22 protein-coding genes are annotated in these 19,512 nt (G+C 64.4%); 14 read left to right on the forward strand and 8 right to left on the reverse strand.

The window, feature by feature from the left end; all coding sequences use genetic code 11:
- Position 1: 1 nt before the first annotated feature.
- Positions 2 to 781, reverse strand: a complete 780-nt coding sequence (locus E4P29_RS09755; protein ID WP_135044120.1) for a sulfite exporter TauE/SafE family protein — start codon at positions 779 to 781, stop codon at positions 2 to 4.
- A 79-nt stretch (positions 782 to 860) separates the two neighbouring features.
- On the opposite strand from E4P29_RS09755, the gene E4P29_RS09760 reads away from it, so the two are divergent.
- The gene (locus E4P29_RS09760) at positions 861 to 1,484 is read left to right on the forward strand and encodes a TIGR03085 family metal-binding protein (RefSeq protein WP_167735431.1); all 624 of its coding nucleotides are present in this window, start codon (positions 861 to 863) and stop codon (positions 1,482 to 1,484) included.
- A gap of 69 nt (positions 1,485 to 1,553) precedes the next feature.
- Entirely contained in the window at positions 1,554 to 4,244 is a 2,691-nt protein-coding gene (locus E4P29_RS09765) for a DNA translocase FtsK (protein ID WP_209205351.1), read from the forward strand.
- Between the two features lie 87 nt (positions 4,245 to 4,331).
- Here the strand turns inward: E4P29_RS09765 and E4P29_RS09770 are convergent, their stop codons facing one another.
- The gene (locus E4P29_RS09770; protein ID WP_135044275.1) at positions 4,332 to 4,616 is read right to left on the reverse strand and encodes a YciI family protein; all 285 of its coding nucleotides are present in this window, start codon (positions 4,614 to 4,616) and stop codon (positions 4,332 to 4,334) included.
- 41 nt (positions 4,617 to 4,657) lie between these two features.
- The gene (locus tag E4P29_RS09775) at positions 4,658 to 5,245 is read right to left on the reverse strand and encodes an amino-acid N-acetyltransferase (RefSeq protein ID WP_245154239.1); all 588 of its coding nucleotides are present in this window, start codon (positions 5,243 to 5,245) and stop codon (positions 4,658 to 4,660) included.
- A gap of 203 nt (positions 5,246 to 5,448) precedes the next feature.
- On the opposite strand from E4P29_RS09775, the gene pgsA reads away from it, so the two are divergent.
- The 5 genes from pgsA to E4P29_RS25915 all read left to right on the forward strand — a co-directional run bounded on the left by pgsA (position 5,449) and on the right by E4P29_RS25915 (position 8,744).
- On the forward strand, positions 5,449 to 6,042 hold the full coding sequence (gene pgsA / locus E4P29_RS09780) for a CDP-diacylglycerol--glycerol-3-phosphate 3-phosphatidyltransferase (RefSeq protein WP_135044278.1): 594 nt from the start codon (positions 5,449 to 5,451) through the stop codon (positions 6,040 to 6,042).
- A 219-nt stretch (positions 6,043 to 6,261) separates the two neighbouring features.
- Positions 6,262 to 6,603, forward strand: coding sequence for a helix-turn-helix transcriptional regulator (locus tag E4P29_RS09785; RefSeq protein ID WP_135044124.1), 342 nt, complete (start codon positions 6,262 to 6,264; stop codon positions 6,601 to 6,603).
- 144 nt (positions 6,604 to 6,747) lie between these two features.
- The gene (locus E4P29_RS09790) at positions 6,748 to 7,557 is read left to right on the forward strand and encodes a PspA/IM30 family protein (RefSeq protein WP_135044126.1); all 810 of its coding nucleotides are present in this window, start codon (positions 6,748 to 6,750) and stop codon (positions 7,555 to 7,557) included.
- A 45-nt stretch (positions 7,558 to 7,602) separates the two neighbouring features.
- Positions 7,603 to 8,472 carry a hypothetical protein gene (locus E4P29_RS09795; protein ID WP_245154240.1) on the forward strand — a complete coding sequence of 290 codons (870 nt, stop codon included), beginning with the start codon at positions 7,603 to 7,605 and terminating at the stop codon, positions 8,470 to 8,472.
- Between the two features lie 98 nt (positions 8,473 to 8,570).
- A complete protein-coding gene (locus tag E4P29_RS25915; RefSeq protein ID WP_027496829.1) occupies positions 8,571 to 8,744 on the forward strand; it encodes a hypothetical protein in 174 nt (57 codons plus the stop codon).
- Between the two features lie 12 nt (positions 8,745 to 8,756).
- Here the strand turns inward: E4P29_RS25915 and E4P29_RS09800 are convergent, their stop codons facing one another.
- Entirely contained in the window at positions 8,757 to 9,653 is an 897-nt protein-coding gene (locus tag E4P29_RS09800) for a diacylglycerol kinase (protein WP_135044128.1), read from the reverse strand.
- Between the two features lie 256 nt (positions 9,654 to 9,909).
- Here E4P29_RS09800 and E4P29_RS09805 point away from each other — a divergent pair, with 256 nt between their 5' ends.
- From E4P29_RS09805 to E4P29_RS09825, 5 genes are all read left to right on the forward strand, one after another.
- The gene (locus tag E4P29_RS09805; protein WP_135044282.1) at positions 9,910 to 10,503 is read left to right on the forward strand and encodes a TetR/AcrR family transcriptional regulator; all 594 of its coding nucleotides are present in this window, start codon (positions 9,910 to 9,912) and stop codon (positions 10,501 to 10,503) included.
- 65 nt (positions 10,504 to 10,568) lie between these two features.
- Positions 10,569 to 11,741, forward strand: a complete 1,173-nt coding sequence (locus tag E4P29_RS09810; protein ID WP_209205352.1) for a nucleotide disphospho-sugar-binding domain-containing protein — start codon at positions 10,569 to 10,571, stop codon at positions 11,739 to 11,741.
- Between the two features lie 10 nt (positions 11,742 to 11,751).
- Positions 11,752 to 11,943: a DUF3046 domain-containing protein gene (locus E4P29_RS09815; protein WP_027496833.1), complete on the forward strand. Its 192-nt coding sequence runs from the start codon at positions 11,752 to 11,754 to the stop codon at positions 11,941 to 11,943.
- 184 nt (positions 11,944 to 12,127) lie between these two features.
- Positions 12,128 to 13,165: a recombinase RecA gene (gene recA / locus E4P29_RS09820; protein WP_135044132.1), complete on the forward strand. Its 1,038-nt coding sequence runs from the start codon at positions 12,128 to 12,130 to the stop codon at positions 13,163 to 13,165.
- A gap of 12 nt (positions 13,166 to 13,177) precedes the next feature.
- Positions 13,178 to 13,729, forward strand: coding sequence for a regulatory protein RecX (locus tag E4P29_RS09825; RefSeq protein WP_135044134.1), 552 nt, complete (start codon positions 13,178 to 13,180; stop codon positions 13,727 to 13,729).
- 98 nt (positions 13,730 to 13,827) lie between these two features.
- Here E4P29_RS09825 and E4P29_RS09830 read toward each other — a convergent pair whose 3' ends face one another.
- The 4 genes from E4P29_RS09830 to E4P29_RS09845 form a co-directional block, all read right to left on the reverse strand.
- Positions 13,828 to 14,700 (reverse strand): amino acid ABC transporter permease, encoded by an 873-nt coding sequence (locus E4P29_RS09830; protein WP_135044136.1) that lies wholly within the window; start codon positions 14,698 to 14,700, stop codon positions 13,828 to 13,830.
- Positions 14,700 to 15,377, reverse strand: coding sequence for an amino acid ABC transporter permease (locus E4P29_RS09835; protein ID WP_027496837.1), 678 nt, complete (start codon positions 15,375 to 15,377; stop codon positions 14,700 to 14,702). Before E4P29_RS09835 ends, E4P29_RS09830 begins: the two co-directional genes overlap by 1 nt.
- Positions 15,378 to 15,473: 96 nt before the next feature.
- Positions 15,474 to 16,304 carry a glutamate ABC transporter substrate-binding protein gene (locus E4P29_RS09840; RefSeq protein WP_135044138.1) on the reverse strand — a complete coding sequence of 277 codons (831 nt, stop codon included), beginning with the start codon at positions 16,302 to 16,304 and terminating at the stop codon, positions 15,474 to 15,476.
- 52 nt (positions 16,305 to 16,356) lie between these two features.
- The gene (locus E4P29_RS09845) at positions 16,357 to 17,085 is read right to left on the reverse strand and encodes an amino acid ABC transporter ATP-binding protein (RefSeq protein ID WP_174557262.1); all 729 of its coding nucleotides are present in this window, start codon (positions 17,083 to 17,085) and stop codon (positions 16,357 to 16,359) included.
- A gap of 249 nt (positions 17,086 to 17,334) precedes the next feature.
- Between E4P29_RS09845 and miaB the strand changes: the two genes are divergently transcribed.
- Together miaB and E4P29_RS09855 are read left to right on the forward strand one after the other, a co-directional pair.
- Positions 17,335 to 18,885: a tRNA (N6-isopentenyl adenosine(37)-C2)-methylthiotransferase MiaB gene (miaB, locus tag E4P29_RS09850; RefSeq protein ID WP_135044284.1), complete on the forward strand. Its 1,551-nt coding sequence runs from the start codon at positions 17,335 to 17,337 to the stop codon at positions 18,883 to 18,885.
- Entirely contained in the window at positions 18,882 to 19,487 is a 606-nt protein-coding gene (locus E4P29_RS09855) for a hypothetical protein (protein WP_209205353.1), read from the forward strand. The genes miaB and E4P29_RS09855 overlap by 4 nt, the downstream gene beginning before the upstream one ends.
- The last annotated feature ends 25 nt before the right edge of the window (positions 19,488 to 19,512 follow it).

Here is a 19,512-nt window from a genome sequence, read left to right on the forward strand (position 1 = left end):
TTCAGACGAGCAGTCGCCAGAGGCCGATGAGGCCGAGGACGACGATGGCACCGCGCAGGGCCGCCGGCGACAGCCGGCGGCCGTAGCGTGCTCCCACAGCTCCGCCGATGAGGGAGCCGACCGCGATCAGACCGGCGGCCTGCCAGCTGATGTCGTCGAAGCGAAAAATCGTGAAAGCAGCTGCTGCAACGATATTCACCACCAGCGAGAGCAAGTTCTTGGCAGCGTTCATGCGCTGCATCGTTTCGGGGAGCAGCGCGCCCATCACTCCGATGAGCAGGATTCCTTGTGCTGCAGTGAAATAGCCGCCGTAGATGCCGACCAGCAGAGTGCCTACGGTGACCAGCGCCATTCGGCCGCGACCGATGTGGCCGGCCGCCTTACCGGCCGCCTCGGACCGACGTTTGGCCCAGGCCTGGATCTTCGGTTGTGCGACAACGAGAATCAACGCCCCGATGAGCAACACCGGAACAACCGAGGCGAACACTTTTTCGGGCAGATGCAGCAGCAGCCAGGCACCGCCGAGTGCGCCGAAGAAAGAGGCAGGAAGCTGCCAGCGCAGCCGATGCCATTGCCCGCGAAGTTCTCGGCGATACCCCCACGTGCCCGAGACGCTTCCGGCCACCAGCCCGATGGCGTTGGACATCGTGGCGACCACCGGGGGATAGCCGAACGCGACCAGGGTGGGGAACGTGATCAACGTGCCCGAACCGACGACGGCGTTGATCGCGCCGGCCCCGAGGCCGGCGAGCAGGATGACGAGAATTTCCGATACCGGCACTGTTGGGAGGTTACCCAGACGAAGGATGGGATCCCGCGGCAGGATGCCGCTGGTTCCGTCTGGCCGTAGCCTGGAGCGCGTGAGCCTTGCCCAGGATGAACGTTCCCAGCTTGTTCGTACTCTTATCGACGTCGGTCCCGACGCGCCGACGCTGTGCGGTTACTGGACTGCTGCCGATCTGGCCGCGCACCTCGTCGTTCGCGAACGGCGGCTCGATGCGTCGCCGGGTATCTTTCTCGGTCCGTTGTCCGGATACACGGAGCGGGTCCAGCGTTCCGTTGCGAATCGACCGTTCGCGACGGTGGTCGAGGACGTTCGGACCGGGCCGCCGATGTGGTCGCCGTTCGCCCTGCTGGATCCGCTGATCAACCTCGGTGAGATGTTCGTGCATCACGAGGATCTGCGCCGCGCGGAAGGAAAGTGGACCCGACGGGTTCTGCCCAGCGCGGTCGAGTCCCGACTGTGGCCCCAGGTGCGGTTGATCGGACGAGCAGGGCACCGCTCGGCACCGGTTCCGGTGCATGTTCGCACTCCGGACGGCCGTCAGGCCACCTTCAAGGGTGGCTCGGGCCCGGGTGTGACGGTGGTGGGGGAGCCCTCCGAACTGCTTCTCTATGCGTTCGGTCGGGACCAGGTGGAAGTCGTGTACGAAGGCTCGGCGGACGATGTCGCTGCCGTGAAGGCGCTCGACCTGAGTTTCTGACACACATCCCGTCGTTGTTACTGGTGTTGCGGATGGTTTCGACGGGGCTGTTGCGACTAGCCTGGGGGCATGGCAGGAAAGACCAGCACCTCCACCGCCAGGGCCGGATCCAGCGGGTCCGGATCCTCGCGCGCGTCCAGTACCTCTCGTAAGTCCGGTACCGGCCGCACGGCTCGAACCGTCACGACACCGAAGAAGCCCACCGCACCGCGCAACCCGGCGACCACCCGGGCAAGCGCATCGTCTCGCGGCAAGGGACCCGCGAGAGGTGCGGCGTCGCGGCGACCCCCCGCGAAGAAGAAGTCCCGCGGTGCGCTCGACGCGATCGGTCGCGGAATCGCGTCCACGTGGTCGATGGCGGCCCGAGGTGTCGGTGCCACGACACGCACCGTCAGCAAGGCTGCGGACATCGAGCACGGACACCGTCGTGACGGAATCGCCCTCGGGCTGATCGCCGTCAGTGTCGTCGTCGCCGCAAGTGTGTGGTTCAGTGCCGGCGGGCCGGTCGGTGAGTGGATCGAGGTAGCGATCCGTGCCGTCATCGGCGATGCCGGATACGTCGCGCCCGTGCTGGGGGTCGCGATCGCCGTCGTGCTGATGCGTTCGGAGCCTCGCCCGGACGTCAGACCACGCCTGGTTCTGGGTTCGATACTGCTGGGCTTGCCCATTCTCGGGCTCTGGCACATGGCGGCGGGGTCACCGACCGACGCCACCGGTCGGTCAGAGGGAGCGGGCTTCGTCGGCTACGTCGCCGGCGGACCCATCGCCGACGGCCTGACGGTGTGGCTCGCCGTACCGTTGCTGCTGCTCGCCGGCCTGTTCGGCGTGCTGCTGCTCACCGGCACCACGGTACGAGACGTACCGGACCGAATGCGGGCACTGTTCGGTACCGACAGTCGAGGCGACGAATACGACGAGTACGACCCGGCCGATTTCGGTTCGGAATTCGGTGACGAGGGCTACGGAGACTACGACTCGAACTTCGACGCCGACGGATACCCGGTGCACGGCACCACCGACCCGTACGACAACTACCCGACCGAGGAGTACATCCCGGTCGTCAAGCCAACACGCGCACGCAAGACGCCTGCACCGGCACCGGAGGCCCCCACCGAGGTCATGACGCCTGCCGCGGCCGCCCCGGTCCCGGTACCCGAGCCTGCCGCGCCCCCGCGGCCGAAGCCCAAGCCGATCGTCAAGGCCGCCGAACCCAAGCCGGCTGCCGACGACGACAAGATCGTCGTCGATCGCGTCGTCGACGGCGACTACACACTGCCGTCGCTGTCACTGCTCATCGACGGCGATCCGCCCAAGACGCGCAGCCAGGCGAACGACGCCATGATCGAGGCCATCTCCGAGGTACTCGAACAGTTCAAGATCGACGCCGCGGTCACCGGATTCACTCGCGGACCGACGGTCACCCGCTACGAGGTGGAGCTCGGACCGGGCGTCAAGGTCGAGAAGATCACTGCGCTGGCTCGCAACATCGCCTACGCGGTCGCGACCGACAACGTGCGATTGCTCGCCCCGATCCCCGGCAAGTCCGCCGTCGGTATCGAGGTGCCGAACTCGGATCGCGAGATGGTCCGCCTGGCCGACGTGCTGACCGCCCCGTCGACACGCAAGGATCACCACCCTCTGGTGATCGGCCTCGGCAAGGACATCGAGGGCGACTTCGTCAGCGCCAACCTCGCGAAGATGCCGCACCTGCTGGTGGCGGGATCCACCGGTTCCGGTAAATCGAGCTTCGTGAACTCGATGCTCGTGTCGCTGCTGGCACGTGCGACACCCGACGAGGTCCGGATGATTCTGATCGACCCGAAGATGGTCGAGTTGACGCCGTACGAGGGCATCCCACACCTCATCACGCCGATCATCACGCAGCCGAAGAAGGCTGCCGCGGCCCTGGCCTGGCTCGTCGAGGAGATGGAGCAGCGCTACCAGGACATGCAGATCAACAAGGTCCGGCACATCGACGACTTCAACAAGAAGGTGCGGTCCGGCGAGATCACCGCGCCGTTGGGCAGCGAGCGCGTCTACCGGCCGTATCCCTACATCCTCGCCATCGTGGACGAGCTTGCGGACCTGATGATGACGGCTCCTCGCGACGTCGAGGAAGCGATCGTGCGCATCACCCAGAAGGCGCGCGCGGCAGGTATCCACCTGGTGCTCGCCACGCAGCGTCCGTCCGTCGACGTCGTCACCGGTCTGATCAAGACCAACGTGCCCTCGCGTCTGGCGTTCGCGACGTCGTCGTTGACCGACTCACGAGTCATCCTCGATCAGCCCGGAGCCGAAAAACTGATCGGCATGGGCGACGCGCTCTTCCTGCCGATGGGTGCGGGCAAGCCGACGCGTCTGCAGGGTGCGTTCATCACCGACGAGGAAATCTCGGCCGTTGTCGACTTCGCCAAGAACCAGGCCGAGCCCGAGTACAACGACACCGTCACCGCCGCGAAGGTCTCGGACAAGAAGGACGTCGATCCCGACATAGGCGACGACCTCGACGTGCTGCTGCAGGCCGTCGAGCTGGTCGTCACCAGCCAGTTCGGCTCGACGTCGATGCTCCAACGCAAGCTACGCGTCGGATTCGCCAAGGCAGGACGACTGATGGACCTCATGGAGAACCGCGGCGTCGTGGGTCCGAGCGAGGGATCGAAAGCCCGCGAGGTACTCGTCAAGCCCGACGAACTCGACGGATTGCTGTGGTCCATCAAGGGCGGGGACCCGGACGAGCAGCCGGCGTCCGAGGAGTTCTGACGGGCCCTGCACCTGCGTGAATGGACCATTGCACAGCCGTCTGGGCGGTGCAATGGTCCATTCACGGGAACGGGTGGACGGGCGGGCTCAGGCCGTGAACGCGCCCATGACCGGTGTCCATTCGTGGAAGTCGGCCGACTCGATGAGGTTTTCGACGGCGAACGGATCCTGCGCGAACAATGATTCCACGGATGCAGCGTCGGTGCCCTCGACGAGCAGCAGAGCGCCGCTGTCGTCGGCGAACCGCCCACTGGAGACGAGAGTCTTCTTCTCCAACAAGTCGGCCAGCCACGCCCGGTGTGCCGCGCGATGGGTGTCGCGGCCCTCGGTGGTCGTGGGGGAGTACGTGTAAGTGACGGCGATCAGGGGCATGGAGCTCACTTCCGGATTCGAGGGGTGTCCGGAGAATTCTGTCAGAGCGAAAGCAGCATGCGCGTGTTGCCCAACGTGTTCGGCTTGACGTAGCTCAGGTCGAGGAACTCTGCGACGCCGGTGTCGTAGGACCGGCACATTTCCGCGTAGACCTCGGCAGTGACGGGCGTTCCCTCGATCTCGGAGAACCCGTGCCGGGCGAAGAAGTCCACCTCGAAGGTCAACACGAACACCTTCTGCAGCGCCAGCTCGCGTGCCACCTCGATGAGTTTGGCAACGATCAGATGACCGGCTCCGTGCCCCTTGGCTGCGGGGTCGACCGCCACCGTGCGTACCTCACCCAGGTCCGCCCAGAGCACGTGCAGTGCTCCGCATCCGATGACCTCACCGGCGCGTTCGGCAATCCAGAATTCCTGCACTGCCTCGTACAGCGTCACCAGGTTCTTCTCGAGCAGGATTCGACCCGCGTAGATGTCGATCAGCCGCTTGATCTCGGGAATGTCGGAGGTTCGGGCTCGACGCACGACCAGGGTGGCGTCGCCGACGGACTTGCCGTCCACGGTGTCGGAATACTCGTCGGATTCGGGATCGGCGGTGTCGCGACTCGCCCGATTCGGCCCAGAAGTCATGTGGTGAACAGTAGTCACCGATGCAACCGATAAACTTTCCGTGTGTCGTTCAGCGAGCAGTGTCCCCGTCTCGACGGGTCGGTGCTGCGCAAACGCCGACATGCCATCGAATGCCCGGTCCGCGACCGAAGAGGGTCTTCGTGACCGGGCCGACCGTGCCGGGCCGCGGTGTCCCGCCCGGCGGTGCTTCGCGCAGTGCAGGGCTGCCGCACGGCAACGCTGCACCCGGAGGATCGGACGCCGTCCCGCTGCTCAACATCGCCAATGTGCTGACCGTGCTGCGCATCGCTCTGGTGCCCGTTTTCCTTGCGGCGCTCTTCGTCGGTGACGGTCAGGACACCTCGTGGCGGTTGGCGGCGACGGCGATCTTCGCCGCAGCGGCCATCACGGACCGGATCGACGGCCAACTCGCCCGCAAGTACGGACTCGTCACCGATTTCGGGAAGATGGCCGACCCCATCGCCGACAAGGCGCTGATCGGCGCTGCCCTTGTCGGACTGTCGATATTGGGTGATCTGTCCTGGTGGGTGACGGCGATCATCGGGGTACGCGAGATAGGCATCACCGCGGTTCGTTTCGCCGTCATTCGGCACGGGGTCATTCCGGCCGGTCGTGGCGGCAAGGTCAAGACGCTGGTTCAGACCTTCGCGATCGGCGTGTACCTGTGTCCGCTGCCCAGCGCAGTCGATCCGGTGGCGATGGCGCTGATGGCTCTGGCGGTTCTGCTGACCGTGTACACCGGTATGGACTACGTGGTTCAGGCGATTCGGCTGCGCCGGGGTGTGTCCTCGGTGTGAGTGCATTCGACGGGCGTCCACGAAGCGATGCGGGAAGTTACAGTTCTGACAGCCGTGTCGGAGCCCCTTCGGCGCGTGTCGGAGGCGACGGACATATAGGGTCGGGAACCAATCGGACCGGCTGGGACGTTGACCCTACGACGGCTTCGAGCGAACGATACGAACGTGGTCGTCTCGACGGCACGGTCGTCGGCATCAGCACCAACGAGGAGGAGCGAGATGGCGCTGCTATTGCGTGAAGCACTCGGCGACAGTTTGCGGCGTACTCGCGTCGCACAGAGCCGCACCCTGCGTGAAGTCTCCAACACCGCGCGCGTGAGCCTCGGCTACCTCTCCGAGGTGGAACGTGGCCGGAAGGAAGCGTCGAGCGAACTTCTCGCTGCGATCTGCGATGCCCTGGCCGTGCCTCTGTCCGATGTGATGAGCGACGTGAGCGTCACGCTGTCGGATGCATCCACTGCTGCTGTGCGTTCCGAGGAATCGGCTGTGGCCACCCGCATCGACGGTGATACGCGGGTCGTGATCCCGGCACCTGCTGCCAGAGCTCTTGCCGCCGCCTAAGATCGATCGAGTAGCCGATGTCGGCTGCCGGCCCCACCGAGTCACCCGTACTTCACTGCACTGACAAGTTCATTTCGGTCACTGCGACAGCAGCCGACCCGCACGCGGCCACCGCGGCGCAACAGATGGAGGCAGGACCACCCCATGGCTAATCCTTTCGTCAAGGCCTGGAAATACATGATGGCCCTCTTCAATTCCAAGATCGACGAGAAGGCCGACCCCAAGGTTCAGATTCAGCAGGCGATCGAAGATGCGCAGCGGCAGCACCAGGCGCTGTCTCAGCAGGCCGCGTCCGTCATCGGCAATCAGCGTCAGCTCGAAATGAAGCTCAGCAGGCAGTTGGACGAGGTCGAGAAGCTCAACGCCAACGCGCGTCAGGCCGTCACGCTGGCCGATCAGGCTGCTACTGCAGGTGACGTCGAGAAGGCCACGCAGTACACCAACGCGGCCGAGGCGTTCGCGGCTCAGCTCGTGACCGCCGAGCAGAGCGTCGAGGATCTCAAGGTCCTGCACGACCAGTCTCTGCAGGCCGCCACACAGGCCAAGAAGGCCGTCGAGCAGAATGCCATGGCCCTGCAGTCCAAGGTCGCCGAGCGCACGAAACTGCTCAGCCAGCTCGAGCAGGCGAAGATGCAGGAGAAGGTCAGCGAGTCGCTGCGCTCGATGGACAGCACGTTGTCGGCACCGGGAAACACTCCGAGTCTCGATGCGGTGCGCGACAAGATCGAGCGTCGATATGCAGACGCGCTCGGTTCCGCCGAGCTCGCTCAGAATTCCGTGTCCGGACGCATGCTCGAAGTTCAGCAGGCATCTGTGCAGATGGCCGGTCACAGCCGGCTCGAGCAGATCCGCGCTTCCATGGCCGGGGACTCGCTGCCCACGGGTAATTCCGCCGCCAAGCCGTCGATCGCCAAAGCTCCGGACACAACGCCCGAGCCTCCAGCCCAGGCGTGATCGACCGAACGCGAAGTTCGTTCGAGTAGACAGTAGTTCCGACACATGAGCAACAAGAATCACGAACCCGGCCGGTCGCGTAAGCGGCCGGCCGTTTCGCTGGACAGGGAGGCGGTGACAGCCGCCGTCGCCGAATCCGGAGCGGTGGTCCGGTCGCTGGCCGAGACAGCGCGGGCCGCCGGAACCTCATTGCTCGATGCCGCCGGTCGTCGCAAGGACCCACGTGTCAAGCACCTGAAGAAGATTCGACGGGCTCGCCGGCGAAGTATCAGATTCGGGGCCGCGTCGACGACCACTGCGGTGAGTACTGCGGGAATAGCTGCGTTGTCGGCTCCGGAATGGACTCTGTTCGTCGGCGGTGGTTCTGCCGCGCTCTTGGCTGTGCCTGCGGTGTTCGCATTCGGTCGTTTGCGGCGACTACGAGGTCAACCGGTTCCGGTGGGAGTGCCCGGCAGGCGTTCGTTACCGCAGCGTGGATCCGCCGCATTCGAGCCGATGTCACGATTGGCGGGCGCAGAGCAGAGTCTGTTCGAGCTCCTCGGAATTCTGGCGCGATCGGGCACCATCGCCGCAGAGGACGTCGAAGAGATGATCGGCGTTGCCTCGGACGCGGTGCGGGGCTTGGACGGTGTTGCCGTCGACATTGCGGCCCTCGAACGTGCGGGAGCGGCAAGCGCATCGACACGCACGCATCTACGGCCCGGAATCGAGGCTGCGGCAAGCGATCTCGCTGCCGGAGTGAATCAGTACGAGGATCTCGTCGCCGCTGCAGCCCGGATGACCGGACCGGCCGGGTCCACGTCGAAGAACGTGGTGGACTCGCATCGCCGAGAATTGTTGTCTGCCACCGATCGACTGCAAGGGTGGGCCGACGCGCTCACCGAACTCGACGAAATCCGGTCACGACACCGGTGAGAAGATCAGGGTTCACCCCGATGTGTTCGCCGTGGTCGGCTGCCAGTATCGACATAACGCGATACGACCCGGTGCGCGTCATACGGTAGGAGCCGTTCATGTTCTGGAAGATTCTCGGATTCATCGTTCTCGTCTGGATCGCACTTGCCTTGCTGGGCAGCATCATCAAGGGCTTGTTCTGGTTGGTCGTGGCCGGGGCGATCGTCTTCGGGCTGGTGTGGCTGTACAAAGCCATCTCCTCCGGTCACGACCGTTCGTCGCTGAAATACTGACTGCTGCCCGCGTTACGTGCGCAGTGGGGAACCCGCTTCGACGAACACTCGCAACGCGCGTGGCACGCATTCGATCGTGACGGGCAGGTCCGCGACGCGTTCGCCGTCTGCGTAGGCCACCATGCCGTCGCAGTGCACGGTCACGTTCCGGGCCCTGTAGACCTCGACCTCCGGAAGGTCGACGTGGGCACCTCGATACAGGGTCGGCGACAGCGCGAGCAGTCGCGTTCGACTCACATCCCGCACGACGGTGATGTCGAACAGGCCGTCGTCCACGCGCGCGGTCGGGCAGATGGCCATGCCACCGCCGTAGCTGCTGCTGTTTCCGACAGCGACGAGTACGGCATCCAGGTGTAGCTCGACATCATCCAATTCTATTGTGTACGAGAGCGTTTCGAGGGCGGCCAACTGCAGTACCATGGCCGCGTTGTACCGCAGTGGACCGCCGAGCCAGCGCAGCCGACCGGCGCGCTCGGTGACCAATGAATCGAAGCCGCTCGACAGGACCGTGCCGAACCAGCGCGTCCCGACCCGACCGAGATCTATCGACCTGACGACGCCGTCGACAACGAGATCCGCTGCGCGAGTGACATCGTCGAGGGGGATGCCGAGCGCCCGAGCCAAGTCGTTGCCGGTGCCCGCAGGAATCAGGCCGAGTGGGGTACCGGTTCCGGCGATCACCTGCAGCGCGAGATTGACGAGCCCGTCGCCCCCCACGGCAACGACGGCATCCGTTCCGCTCCCGACGGCCTTCTTCAGCAACTCCAGCGATTCACCCGCGGTGCGGCCCTCGATCGTCGTAACGCTCAGTCGACGCTCGCGTAGATGCGTCACGGCGCGCCGCGATGCGTGAACGGCTCGACCACCCCCGGCCGTCGGATTGGTCAGAACGGTCACCGATCGCGTCACGAAAACTCGAATTCGTCGGTCACTCGATCAGTTTGCCAGGGGCGACGGTTCCTGTGCAGGTCGGCGGCGTGATCGACACGCGGGCATGTCGCCGAAGGAGACGGCCGGACGGGCTGTGGGCGGTTGTGCAACATGGTGTCGCTGTTACTGTGAGGTATAGTAACGACACGAAATGTTTCCGAGTGAAGTATCTAACTTCCGGCCGTTGTGCGAAAGGTGATCTGTGATCGAGCAGCAGGTGTCGACTCCCGCCTCGATCGAACTCGCCCCGGCGGCTGCACCCGACAAGTCGGTGGAAGACACCGTTCTCGACGCCGCGCGCTCGTGCATCCTCGAACGAGGGGTCAAGCGCACGACCCTCGCCGAAATAGCACGCCGCGCCAAAGTCAGCAGGCCCACGGTGTACCGGCGGTGGGCCGATACCCGAGCGGTGGTGTCGAGCCTGCTCACTCGTGAGATCGCTGCCCTGATCCCGGACTTCGACGCCACCGCGTCCGGTCGTGAGCAAATCGTCTCTGCTGTGGTTCAGGCGGGAGATCGAATAAGGCAACATCCGTTGTTCGTCAAGATTCTGCGGTCGGACTCGGATGTGCTCGCGACCTACATTCTGCACCGCCTCGGTACCAGCCAATCGTTGATCATCGATGCGGTGGCGCGTCTTGTCGAAGCCGGACAACGTGATTCGTCGATCCGTGACGGGGATCCGAATACCCTGGCAACGCTCGTCCTGCTCATGGTCCAATCTGCCGTCCAGTCCGCCGAGATGGTGTCCGAACGGGTACCGGGTGGCGAGGTGGTACGTCAGATGGCGGACGCCGTCGACGCCTACCTTCGTCCCGACAAAGCCTGACCGTCGGCACCGCTGCCCGGCACGATCGGTGATCGTCCAGCGCGGCGATGTGGCACGCTGGGCGCGTGCGAGTAGCAGTGGTGGCCGGCCCGGACCCAGGACATGCGTTTCCCGCTATCGCCTTGTCGCTGTTGTTCGAGCGGGCGGGTGACGATCCGGTCCTGTTCACCGGAAGCCGGTGGGTCGGCGACGCCAGAGCGGCCGGTATTCGCACGCTGCCACTGGGTGGCCTGCTGCCGCGACCGGAGGACGACGATCTCGATGCCGGGCAGCGAATTCATTCGCGCGCAGCCTTCGTCGCGACAGAACTGTTGCCGGATCTCGAACGCGAAAACGTGGATCTGGTGGTCTCCGATATTCTCACCGCCGGAGGCGGAATGGCTGCCGAGCAACTGGGAATTCCCTGGGTCGAACTCTCGCCCCACCCGCTGTATTCGCCATCGAAGGGGTTGCCGCCCATCGGAAGTGGGCTCGCGCCCGGACGCGGTGTTCGGGGTCGTCTTCGCGATACGGTGATGCGCGCGTTGACGGCGCGCTCTATCGCCCGCGGGCAGCAACAGCGCGCCGACGCCCGAGTGGGCATCGGACTACCCGCGCGCGATCCCGGGCCGGCCGCTCGGCTCATCGCCACCATTCCCGCACTCGAAGTGCCGAGGCCCGACTGGCCCAGGGACGCCCATGTGGTGGGCCCTCTGCTGTGGGAGCCCACCGACGAGTTGCTCGACGTCCCCGCCGGCGATACGCCGCTGGTGATGGTGGCCCCGTCGACGGCGTTCACCGGGACCGAGGGAATGCTGGAGATGGCGCTGAAGGGGTTGGACGGCGCAGGCGTCCGGGTAGTGGCCTCGGTGCTCGACGGGGGCCCCGACCACGTGCCGACTTGGGCGAATGCCGGGCTCGGCCGCCAGGACGAATTGCTGCGCCGCGCCGATGTCGTGGTGTGCGGAGGTGGTCACGGCATGTTGGCCAAGGCGCTCATTCACGGAGTTCCAGTGGTCACCGTGCCGGGCGGCGGCGATCAATGGGAGCTGGCGAACCGGGCCGCTCGGCAGGGGAGTGCCGTACTGGTGCGCCCCGCCACCGCAGGTGCAATTGCCGACGCCGTGTCCGCCGTGCTGTCCGACCCTCGTCATGCGGCGGCAGCGACCTCGGCGGCCGCAGGCGCGCATCACGTCGAAGATCCTGTCTCGGTCTGCCGCGAGGTGCTCGCCGGTAGGGAGTCCGAGGGCGGGCGTTAGGCTGATCGATGTGCGTCTGACCGAATTTCGTGAACTGCTCACCGAGGAGTTCGGCTCCGTTCGAGGCAATTCCCTGCTCGCCGATCATGTGTTGTCCGGTATCGGACGCACGGGCGCGCAGGCCATCGAAGACGGTGTCGACCCGCGGGAAGTGTGGCGGTCGATCTGCTACGAGTTCGATGTGCCCAAGGAACGCTGGTAGCTCCACCGCATCTGCTCGGCGTGTCGAAAGCTGTGGTAGTTGACTCGAACACGTGTTCGCCTATGCTGATGTCAACGGTTGCTGGCCGGTCTCGAAGAACTTCTTGTCGGTACCCCGTTCTAGCGTTACCGCCAACAAGCTGATCGACAGACACAGCTGAACGAAACGACACAGGGAGCTCACGATGGCTGCATACGACCGCGACAAAGCGCTCGATCTCGCACTCGCGCAGATCGACAAGAATTTCGGCAAGGGTTCGGTGATGCGCCTCGGCGACGAGGTCCGTCAGCCCATCGCCGTCATCCCCACGGGATCGATCGCGCTCGACGTGGCACTCGGCATCGGTGGTCTGCCCCGCGGCCGAGTCATCGAGGTCTACGGTCCGGAGTCCTCGGGTAAGACCACCGTCGCTCTGCACGCGGTGGCCAGCGCTCAGCGTGCCGGCGGAATCGCAGCGTTCATCGACGCCGAGCACGCGCTCGATCCCGACTACGCGAAGAAGCTCGGTGTCGACACCGATGCACTGTTGGTCTCGCAGCCCGACACCGGTGAGCAGGCCCTGGAAATCGCCGACATGCTGATCCGCTCCGGTGCCCTCGACATCCTGGTCGTCGACTCTGTGGCGGCACTGGTACCGCGCGCCGAGATCGAAGGCGAGATGGGTGACAGTCACGTGGGTCTGCAGGCTCGTCTGATGAGTCAGGCGCTGCGCAAGATCACCGGTGCCATGAGCAACTCCGGCACCACCGTGATCTTCATCAACCAGCTGCGCGAGAAGATCGGCGTCATGTTCGGTTCCCCCGAAACCACCACCGGTGGTAAGGCACTGAAGTTCTATGCCTCGGTACGTCTCGACATCCGTCGGATCGAGACGCTGAAGGACGGAACCGAAGCCATCGGTAACCGCACCCGTGTCAAGGTTGTCAAGAACAAGGTCGCGCCGCCCTTCAAGCAGGCCGAGTTCGACATCATCTACGGCAAGGGCATCAGCCGCGAAGGCTCGTTGATCGACATGGGCGTCGAGCACGGGTTCATCCGGAAGTCGGGCTCGTGGTTCACCTACGACGGCGATCAGCTCGGGCAGGGCAAGGAGAACGCTCGTAAGTTCATGCTCGAGAATCCCGATGTGCGTGACGAAATCGAGAAGAAGATCATGGAAAAGCTGCAGATCGGTGCGGATGTCACCGCTGAGGAGCCCGCAGCTGCTCCGGTCGACTTCTAACCTGGGTTCGCTGTGCAGCAGCGAGACAACGGCGGCGGCACCGAAGCGCAGGCGAAAGATGTCTGCCTTCGGCTGCTGACCGACCGGGCACGCAGCAGACACGAACTCGAAGCGAGCTTGTTCAAGAAGGGTTTCACCCACGAGGTTTCCACCGCAGTGCTCGACCGACTCGAGAAGGCGAAACTCGTCGACGACGAGTCGTTTGCGCAGCAGTGGGTTCAATCCCGGCACAAGTACTCCGGTAAGGGCAAGCGCGCTCTGAGCATGGAGCTGCGGAACAAAGGCGTCAGCAACGAGTTGGCCGTGAACGCCCTGGATCTGATCGATTCCGAAGACGAGCGGCAGCGTGCTGCAGAGTTGGTACGCAAACGATTCCGAACGCTGCATCTGCCGGATCCGGACGGACCCGACGCACGAGCCGAACGCGACAAAGTAGTGCGCAAATTGGTCGGGATGCTGGCCCGCCGCGGCTACTCGCAGGGAATGGCATTCGCCGTGGTCAAAGAACAACTCGACCGCGCAGGAGCCGACACGGAAGACTTCGACGGCCCAGATTCGATGTGATCGTCCACCCCGAGTCCGGGCAGTCGAGAAACAGTATGGCCCGCAACACCATCGGTGTTGCGGGCCATACTGCCGTGCGCAGCTGAACGGCGCGAACCTCAGGCCGCTTGACCGCCGTCGAGTGCCGGTACCACAGCGGCGGTGCCGCCCTTACGCTTTCGCGACCTGAGACGCCGCTCGACCACGGTGGCCAGCTTGGTCAGCGCCGAGTTGATGATGATCATGATGACGGCGACGATTATCAGCGAAGGCAGGTAGTTGCTGTAGAACGCGCCCACCTGTTGTCCGGAGCGGACGACCTCGACATACCCGATGACGTAACCGAGCGCCGAGTCCTTCAGAGCCACCACCATCTGCGAGATGATGGCGGGCAGCATCGCAGTGACGGCCTGGGGGAGTAGCACCAGAAGCATGACCTGGCTCTTGCGCATACCCAGCGCCGAGGCGGCTTCGCGCTGACCCTTCGGCAGTGAATTGACTCCGGCACGTACGATCTCGGCGATCACCGACCCGTTGTACAGAGTCAGGCCGGTGACCACGGCGGCCAACGCCAGGTACTTGACCTTGAAGACCTCGTAATCGGCGTACACCGCGTACAAGAAGATCATCAGGATCAGCACGGGGACAGCGCGGAACAATTCGACGACTGCACCGCTGACGATTCGTACGGCGCGGTGATCCGAGAGGCGGCCGATGCCGAGGAGCGCACCGAGAATCAGTGCGAACACGATCGACAATGCCGCCGCGACCAGAGTTCCCTGAATACCGGGCAACAGATACGTGGTCCACGTTGTCGATTCGAGGAACGGATCCCACTTTTCGGCGGTGAGCTGGCCCTTGGAGTCGAGGGCACGGTAGATCAGAAACGCGACTCCGAGCGAGACAACCGCGACGACGGCAGTCAGGATGCGATATCGAAGTACCGCTTTCGGTCCGGGAACGTCGTACAGAACTGCTACTGCATCACTCATCATGACACCGCCAATCGCTTGCTGATGTAGCCGAACAGCAGCCCGGTCGGGAGCGTCAGGATCATGAAGCCGAGCGCGAAGATTCCGCCGACGACGAAGATCGCGGCCTCGTTCTCGATCATGTTCTTCATCAGGAACGACGCCTCGGCGACGCCGATGACCGATGCGATGGTCGTGTTCTTCGTCAACGCGATCACGACGCTTCCCAGCGGGCCCACCACGGCGCGGAACGCCTGAGGAAGAACGACGATCGAAATGTTCTGGGTGAACGTCATTCCCAGTGAGCGGCCTGCTTCGGCCTGCCCGACCGGGACGGTGTTGATTCCCGATCGCAGTGACTCGGCCACGAACGACGCCGTGTAGATGCTCAGACCGAGGATTGCCAGCCGAAAGTTGTTGTCGTCGAGAGACGTCGGTGAGGACTCCGACGCCAAAGAAACGCCCATGGTCTGGTACAGCCCGAACGAGGTGAACAGAATGATCAGGGTCAGAGGGGTGTTACGAAAGATGGTGACGTACGTCGCGGCAATTCCGCGCGCGATCGGAATGGGCGATACGCGCATCGCGGCGATGATCGTTCCGATGACCAGTGCACCGACGAGGGATGCCAACGTCAGGTAAATGGTCGAGAGGAACGCGTCGATCAATTGATCGCCGTACTTGCTCAATAGGTTCACGGTGCTTGTTGATCCTCACGGCTCGGCGAGATCGAGCCGTCGTGTCCCGCCCGCGACGAGCGGGACACGACGGCGTGGTCGATCAGTAGCGGTCGATCAGTAGCGGTCGACGGTGGGCGGGCTCGGCAGCGGGTAGCCCGACGCGCCGACGGTCTCGTCGAACGCCTGCTGCCAAGCGCCGCTGGTCACCATCTCTTCGATGGCGTCGTTGATCTTGTTGCGTCCGTCGGTGTCGTCCTTGTTCAGGCCGATGCCGTAGTTCTCCGTGGTGAAGGGCTCACCGACCACCTTGAACTGACCGGGGGACTGAGCGGCGTAACCGGCGAGGATGATGTCGTCGGTGGTGACGGCGTCCACAGTGCCGTTACGCAGTGCTTCGACGCACGCGGAGTAGGTGTCGAACGGCTGAAGCTGGACTCCCGGGTACTCGTCGGCGATGTTCTGTGCCGGGGTGGAACCGGTGACGGAGCACAGCTTCTTGCCCTCGAGAGAATCGGCACCGGTGATGTCGGTGTTGTCCTGCTTCACCAGGAGCGACTGACCTGCCACGAAGTACGGCCCGGCGAAGCCGACCTTCTCCTTGCGGGTGTCGGTGATGGAATAGGTGGCGACGATGTAGTCGACCTCACCGTTCTGGATCAGCGTCTCGCGCTGCGCGGACGGGGATTCCTTGAATTCGATGTTCGCCTCGTCGACACCGAGCTTGCCTGCGACGTACTTGGCCACCTCGACGTCGAAGCCGCTGAACGAGCCGTCCGGATTACGGAGGCCGAGGCCCGGCTGGTCGAACTTGATGCCGACGGTGAGCTTGCCGCTTTCGACGCTGCTCGAGATGGTGCGGGCCTCCTCGCCGCCGCCGCAGGCGGTAGCGACGATGGCGAGAGCGGCGAGGGCGACACCGAGGCGAAGCGGTCGGGTGATTCTCACAGTGAATGTCCTTCGGATAGGTCGTACGTACGGGGATGAGCGGTGAATCTGATCAGTGACCGAGGATCTTGCCGAGGAAGTCCTTGGCGCGTTCGGACTTCGGGGACTTGAAGAAGGTTTCGGGATCGGTGTCCTCGACGACGGCACCGTCGGCCATGAAGATCACTCGGTCGCCTGCCTTGCGGGCGAAACCCATCTCGTGGGTGACGACGAGCATGGTCATGCCCTCCTTGGCCAGCGAGGTCATGACGTCGAGAACCTCGTTGACCATCTCCGGATCCAGGGCCGAGGTCGGCTCGTCGAAGAGCATCACTTTGGGGTTCATGGCGAGTGAGCGGGCAATGGCCACGCGCTGCTGCTGACCACCCGACAGCTGAGCCGGGTACTTGTCGGCCTGGTTGGCGATGCCGACGCGTTCGAGTAGAGCCAGTGCGCTCTTCTCGGCCTCGTCCTTCTTGAGCTTTCTCACCTTCATCGGTGCCAGCATGACGTTCTGCAGAATGGTCTTGTGTGCGAACAGGTTGAACGACTGGAACACCATGCCCACGTCCGCACGCAGTGCAGCGAGGGCCTTGCCCTCGGCGGGGAGTAGATCGCCGTCGACCTCGATGGCACCGGAATCGATCGGCTCCAACCGGTTGATCGTCCGGCACAGCGTCGACTTTCCTGATCCGGACGGACCCACGACGATGACGACCTGGCCGGCCGGCACTTCGAGGTTGATGTCCTTGAGTACGTGCAGATCACCGAAGTGCTTGTCGACGGATTTGAGCGAGATCATCGAAGGTGCGCCCGGCGGTGGTGTCGCTGCCGGGGCGTCGGTGGCGTGCGTCATAGGTCGAAACCCTATGCGTAGTTTCCTCGCCGACCGCCGTTTTCGCCCGCAGTCTTCGATTATGTAATGGAAACTTTACTGTCGGCTCGCATAGCGCCTGGACAGTCCGCGGTGGGCCCCGTGACCCCGGCGTGTCCGCCCGTGCAATGGACGTACCCTGGAGGGGTGCAAACGAGTGTTGTTTCGACCGTGGACGTGACCGATCGCGAGAGCGTCGACCCCGAGACGGCCGGTGCCCCGTCGGCTGCAGGTGCCCGCAGCTACGAGGTGCGCACACACGGGTGCCAGATGAACGTTCACGATTCCGAACGACTGTCCGGCCTACTCGAAGAGGCCGGTTACGTGCCCGCAGACGCCGGTACCGACGCCGACCTCGTCGTGTTCAATACGTGCGCAGTACGTGAGAACGCCGACAACAAGCTGTACGGAAACCTCGGCATGCTCCGGCCCGCGAAGACGCGAAACCCCAACATGCAGATAGCAGTCGGCGGTTGCCTGGCGCAGAAGGACCGCAACACCGTGGTGGACAGGGCTCCGTGGGTGGACGTGGTCTTCGGTACGCACAACATCGGGTCACTGCCGGTACTGCTCGAACGCGCCCGGCACAACGAACGGGCTCAGGTCGAGATTCTCGAGTCGCTCGACGCCTTCCCGTCCACCCTGCCGGCCAAGCGTGAGTCCGCGTACGCCGGTTGGGTGTCGATTTCGGTGGGCTGCAACAACACCTGCACTTTCTGCATCGTTCCGGCGCTGCGCGGCAAGGAGATCGACCGCAGGCCGGGCGACATACTCGCCGAGGTACAGGCTTTGGTGGACCAGGGTGTGCTCGAGGTGACGCTGCTGGGGCAGAACGTCAACGCCTACGGTGCCTCGTTCGCCGACCCCGACCTACCACGCGACCGCGGGGCGTTCGCCGCGCTGCTGACCGCGTGCGGATCCATCGACGGACTCGAACGAGTGCGGTTCACGTCTCCGCACCCGGCCGAGTTCACCGACGACGTCATCGAGGCGATGGCATCGACCCCGAACATCTGTCCCACTCTGCACATGCCGCTGCAGTCCGGATCCGACCGAATCCTCAAGGCGATGCGGAGGTCCTACCGGCAGACGAAGTTCATGGGCATCATCGACAAGGTCCGTGCGGCCATGCCGCATGCGGCCATCACCACCGACATCATCGTCGGCTTCCCCGGCGAGACCGAAGAGGATTTCGAGCAGACACTCGAGGTGGTGCGGCGAGCGAAGTTCGCCAACGCGTACACCTTCCAGTACTCCAAGCGCCCGGGTACCCCGGCGGCCGACATGCCCGATCAGGTACCGAAAGAAGTTGTGCAAGAACGGTATCTGCGGTTGATCGCGCTGCAGGAGGAGATCGTCCTGACCGCGAACCAGGCCCTGATCGGAACCGAGGTCGAATTGCTCGTCGCCACCGGTGAGGGGCGCAAGAACGCCGCAACTCATCGGATGAGCGGACGAGCCAGAGACGGCCGATTGGTGCACTTCGCCGTCGACGCCGAGCGGGCGGGCGACATTCGCCCGGGCGACGTCGTCACGACGACACTGACCGCCGCGGCCCCGTACCACCTGATCGCCGACGCCGGAGTGCTCACGCACCGACGAACCGCGGCCGGAGATGCTCACGAACGCGGCATCATGCCGAAAACGGCTCCGATCGGCGTCGGCCTCGGCCTTCCATCCATCGGCGCACCGGCGCCGCTTCCGGTTCAGACAGGATGCACGGTATGACAGAACCCGACGGCCGCGGCCGCAGTACCTCCGACAGTGGGCCCATCTCCGATCGATCGCCCGAGGAACTCGAACGTGCCGAACGGGCGGTGATGACCGAACTCGATCCAGGCGCACGAGCCATGGTCGTGGCCGGCCTCGTGTTGATCCTGTTGGTCACGTTCGCGTTACCGCATACCGGATCGGCCAGCGGATTCGACGTGCTCTCGAGCAGTGACGCCGCAGCTGCGGAGTCCATTGCCCTGCCCTCACGAATATTCGTCGTGCTGGTGCTGACCTTCGGAGTCGTCATGTCCGTACTGGCGTTGGTCACTCGCATGTGGGCGCTGGCCTGGGCCGCGTTGGCGGGGTGTGCGGTGTCGTCGGTGTTCGGGATGCTCTCGATCTGGTCCCGGCAGACCGTTCCGGACAACCTTCAGGGTGCCGGACCGGGCATCGGTCTCATCATCGCGTGGGTAGCCGTGATGGCTCTGACATTCCACTGGCTCAAGGCCGTGTGGAACAAGACCAACTCGCAACTGGCCGCTCAGGAACAGCGTCGGGTAGCAGCTGCGTCGGGTGAGCAGAAGCTGCGCCTGTGGGACGGCCACTCGAACCCCTGAGTTCGTGTGGCCGCCCGCACCGCAG

The sequence above is a fragment of the Rhodococcus sp. 1R11 genome (assembly GCF_004563845.1).
GTDB lineage: Bacteria > Actinomycetota > Actinomycetes > Mycobacteriales > Mycobacteriaceae > Rhodococcoides.

Bases quoted from the DNA above. Each gene is read 5' to 3' on its own strand.
- E4P29_RS09790 (WP_135044126.1), top strand. From the start codon at position 6,748: ATGGCTAATCCTTTCGTCAAGGCCTGGAAATACATGATGGCCCTCTTC.
- E4P29_RS09775 (WP_245154239.1), bottom strand. From the start codon at position 5,245: ATGACTTCTGGGCCGAATCGGGCGAGTCGCGACACCGCCGATCCCGAA.
- E4P29_RS09795 (WP_245154240.1), top strand. From the start codon at position 7,603: ATGAGCAACAAGAATCACGAACCCGGCCGGTCGCGTAAGCGGCCGGCC.
- E4P29_RS09785 (WP_135044124.1), top strand. From the start codon at position 6,262: ATGGCGCTGCTATTGCGTGAAGCACTCGGCGACAGTTTGCGGCGTACT.
- E4P29_RS25915 (WP_027496829.1), top strand. From the start codon at position 8,571: ATGTTCTGGAAGATTCTCGGATTCATCGTTCTCGTCTGGATCGCACTT.
- recA (WP_135044132.1), top strand. From the start codon at position 12,128: ATGGCTGCATACGACCGCGACAAAGCGCTCGATCTCGCACTCGCGCAG.
- E4P29_RS09770 (WP_135044275.1), bottom strand. From the start codon at position 4,616: ATGCCCCTGATCGCCGTCACTTACACGTACTCCCCCACGACCACCGAG.
- E4P29_RS09855 (WP_209205353.1), top strand. From the start codon at position 18,882: ATGACAGAACCCGACGGCCGCGGCCGCAGTACCTCCGACAGTGGGCCC.
- E4P29_RS09765 (WP_209205351.1), top strand. From the start codon at position 1,554: ATGGCAGGAAAGACCAGCACCTCCACCGCCAGGGCCGGATCCAGCGGG.
- E4P29_RS09830 (WP_135044136.1), bottom strand. From the start codon at position 14,700: ATGAGTGATGCAGTAGCAGTTCTGTACGACGTTCCCGGACCGAAAGCG.
- E4P29_RS09845 (WP_174557262.1), bottom strand. From the start codon at position 17,085: ATGATCTCGCTCAAATCCGTCGACAAGCACTTCGGTGATCTGCACGTA.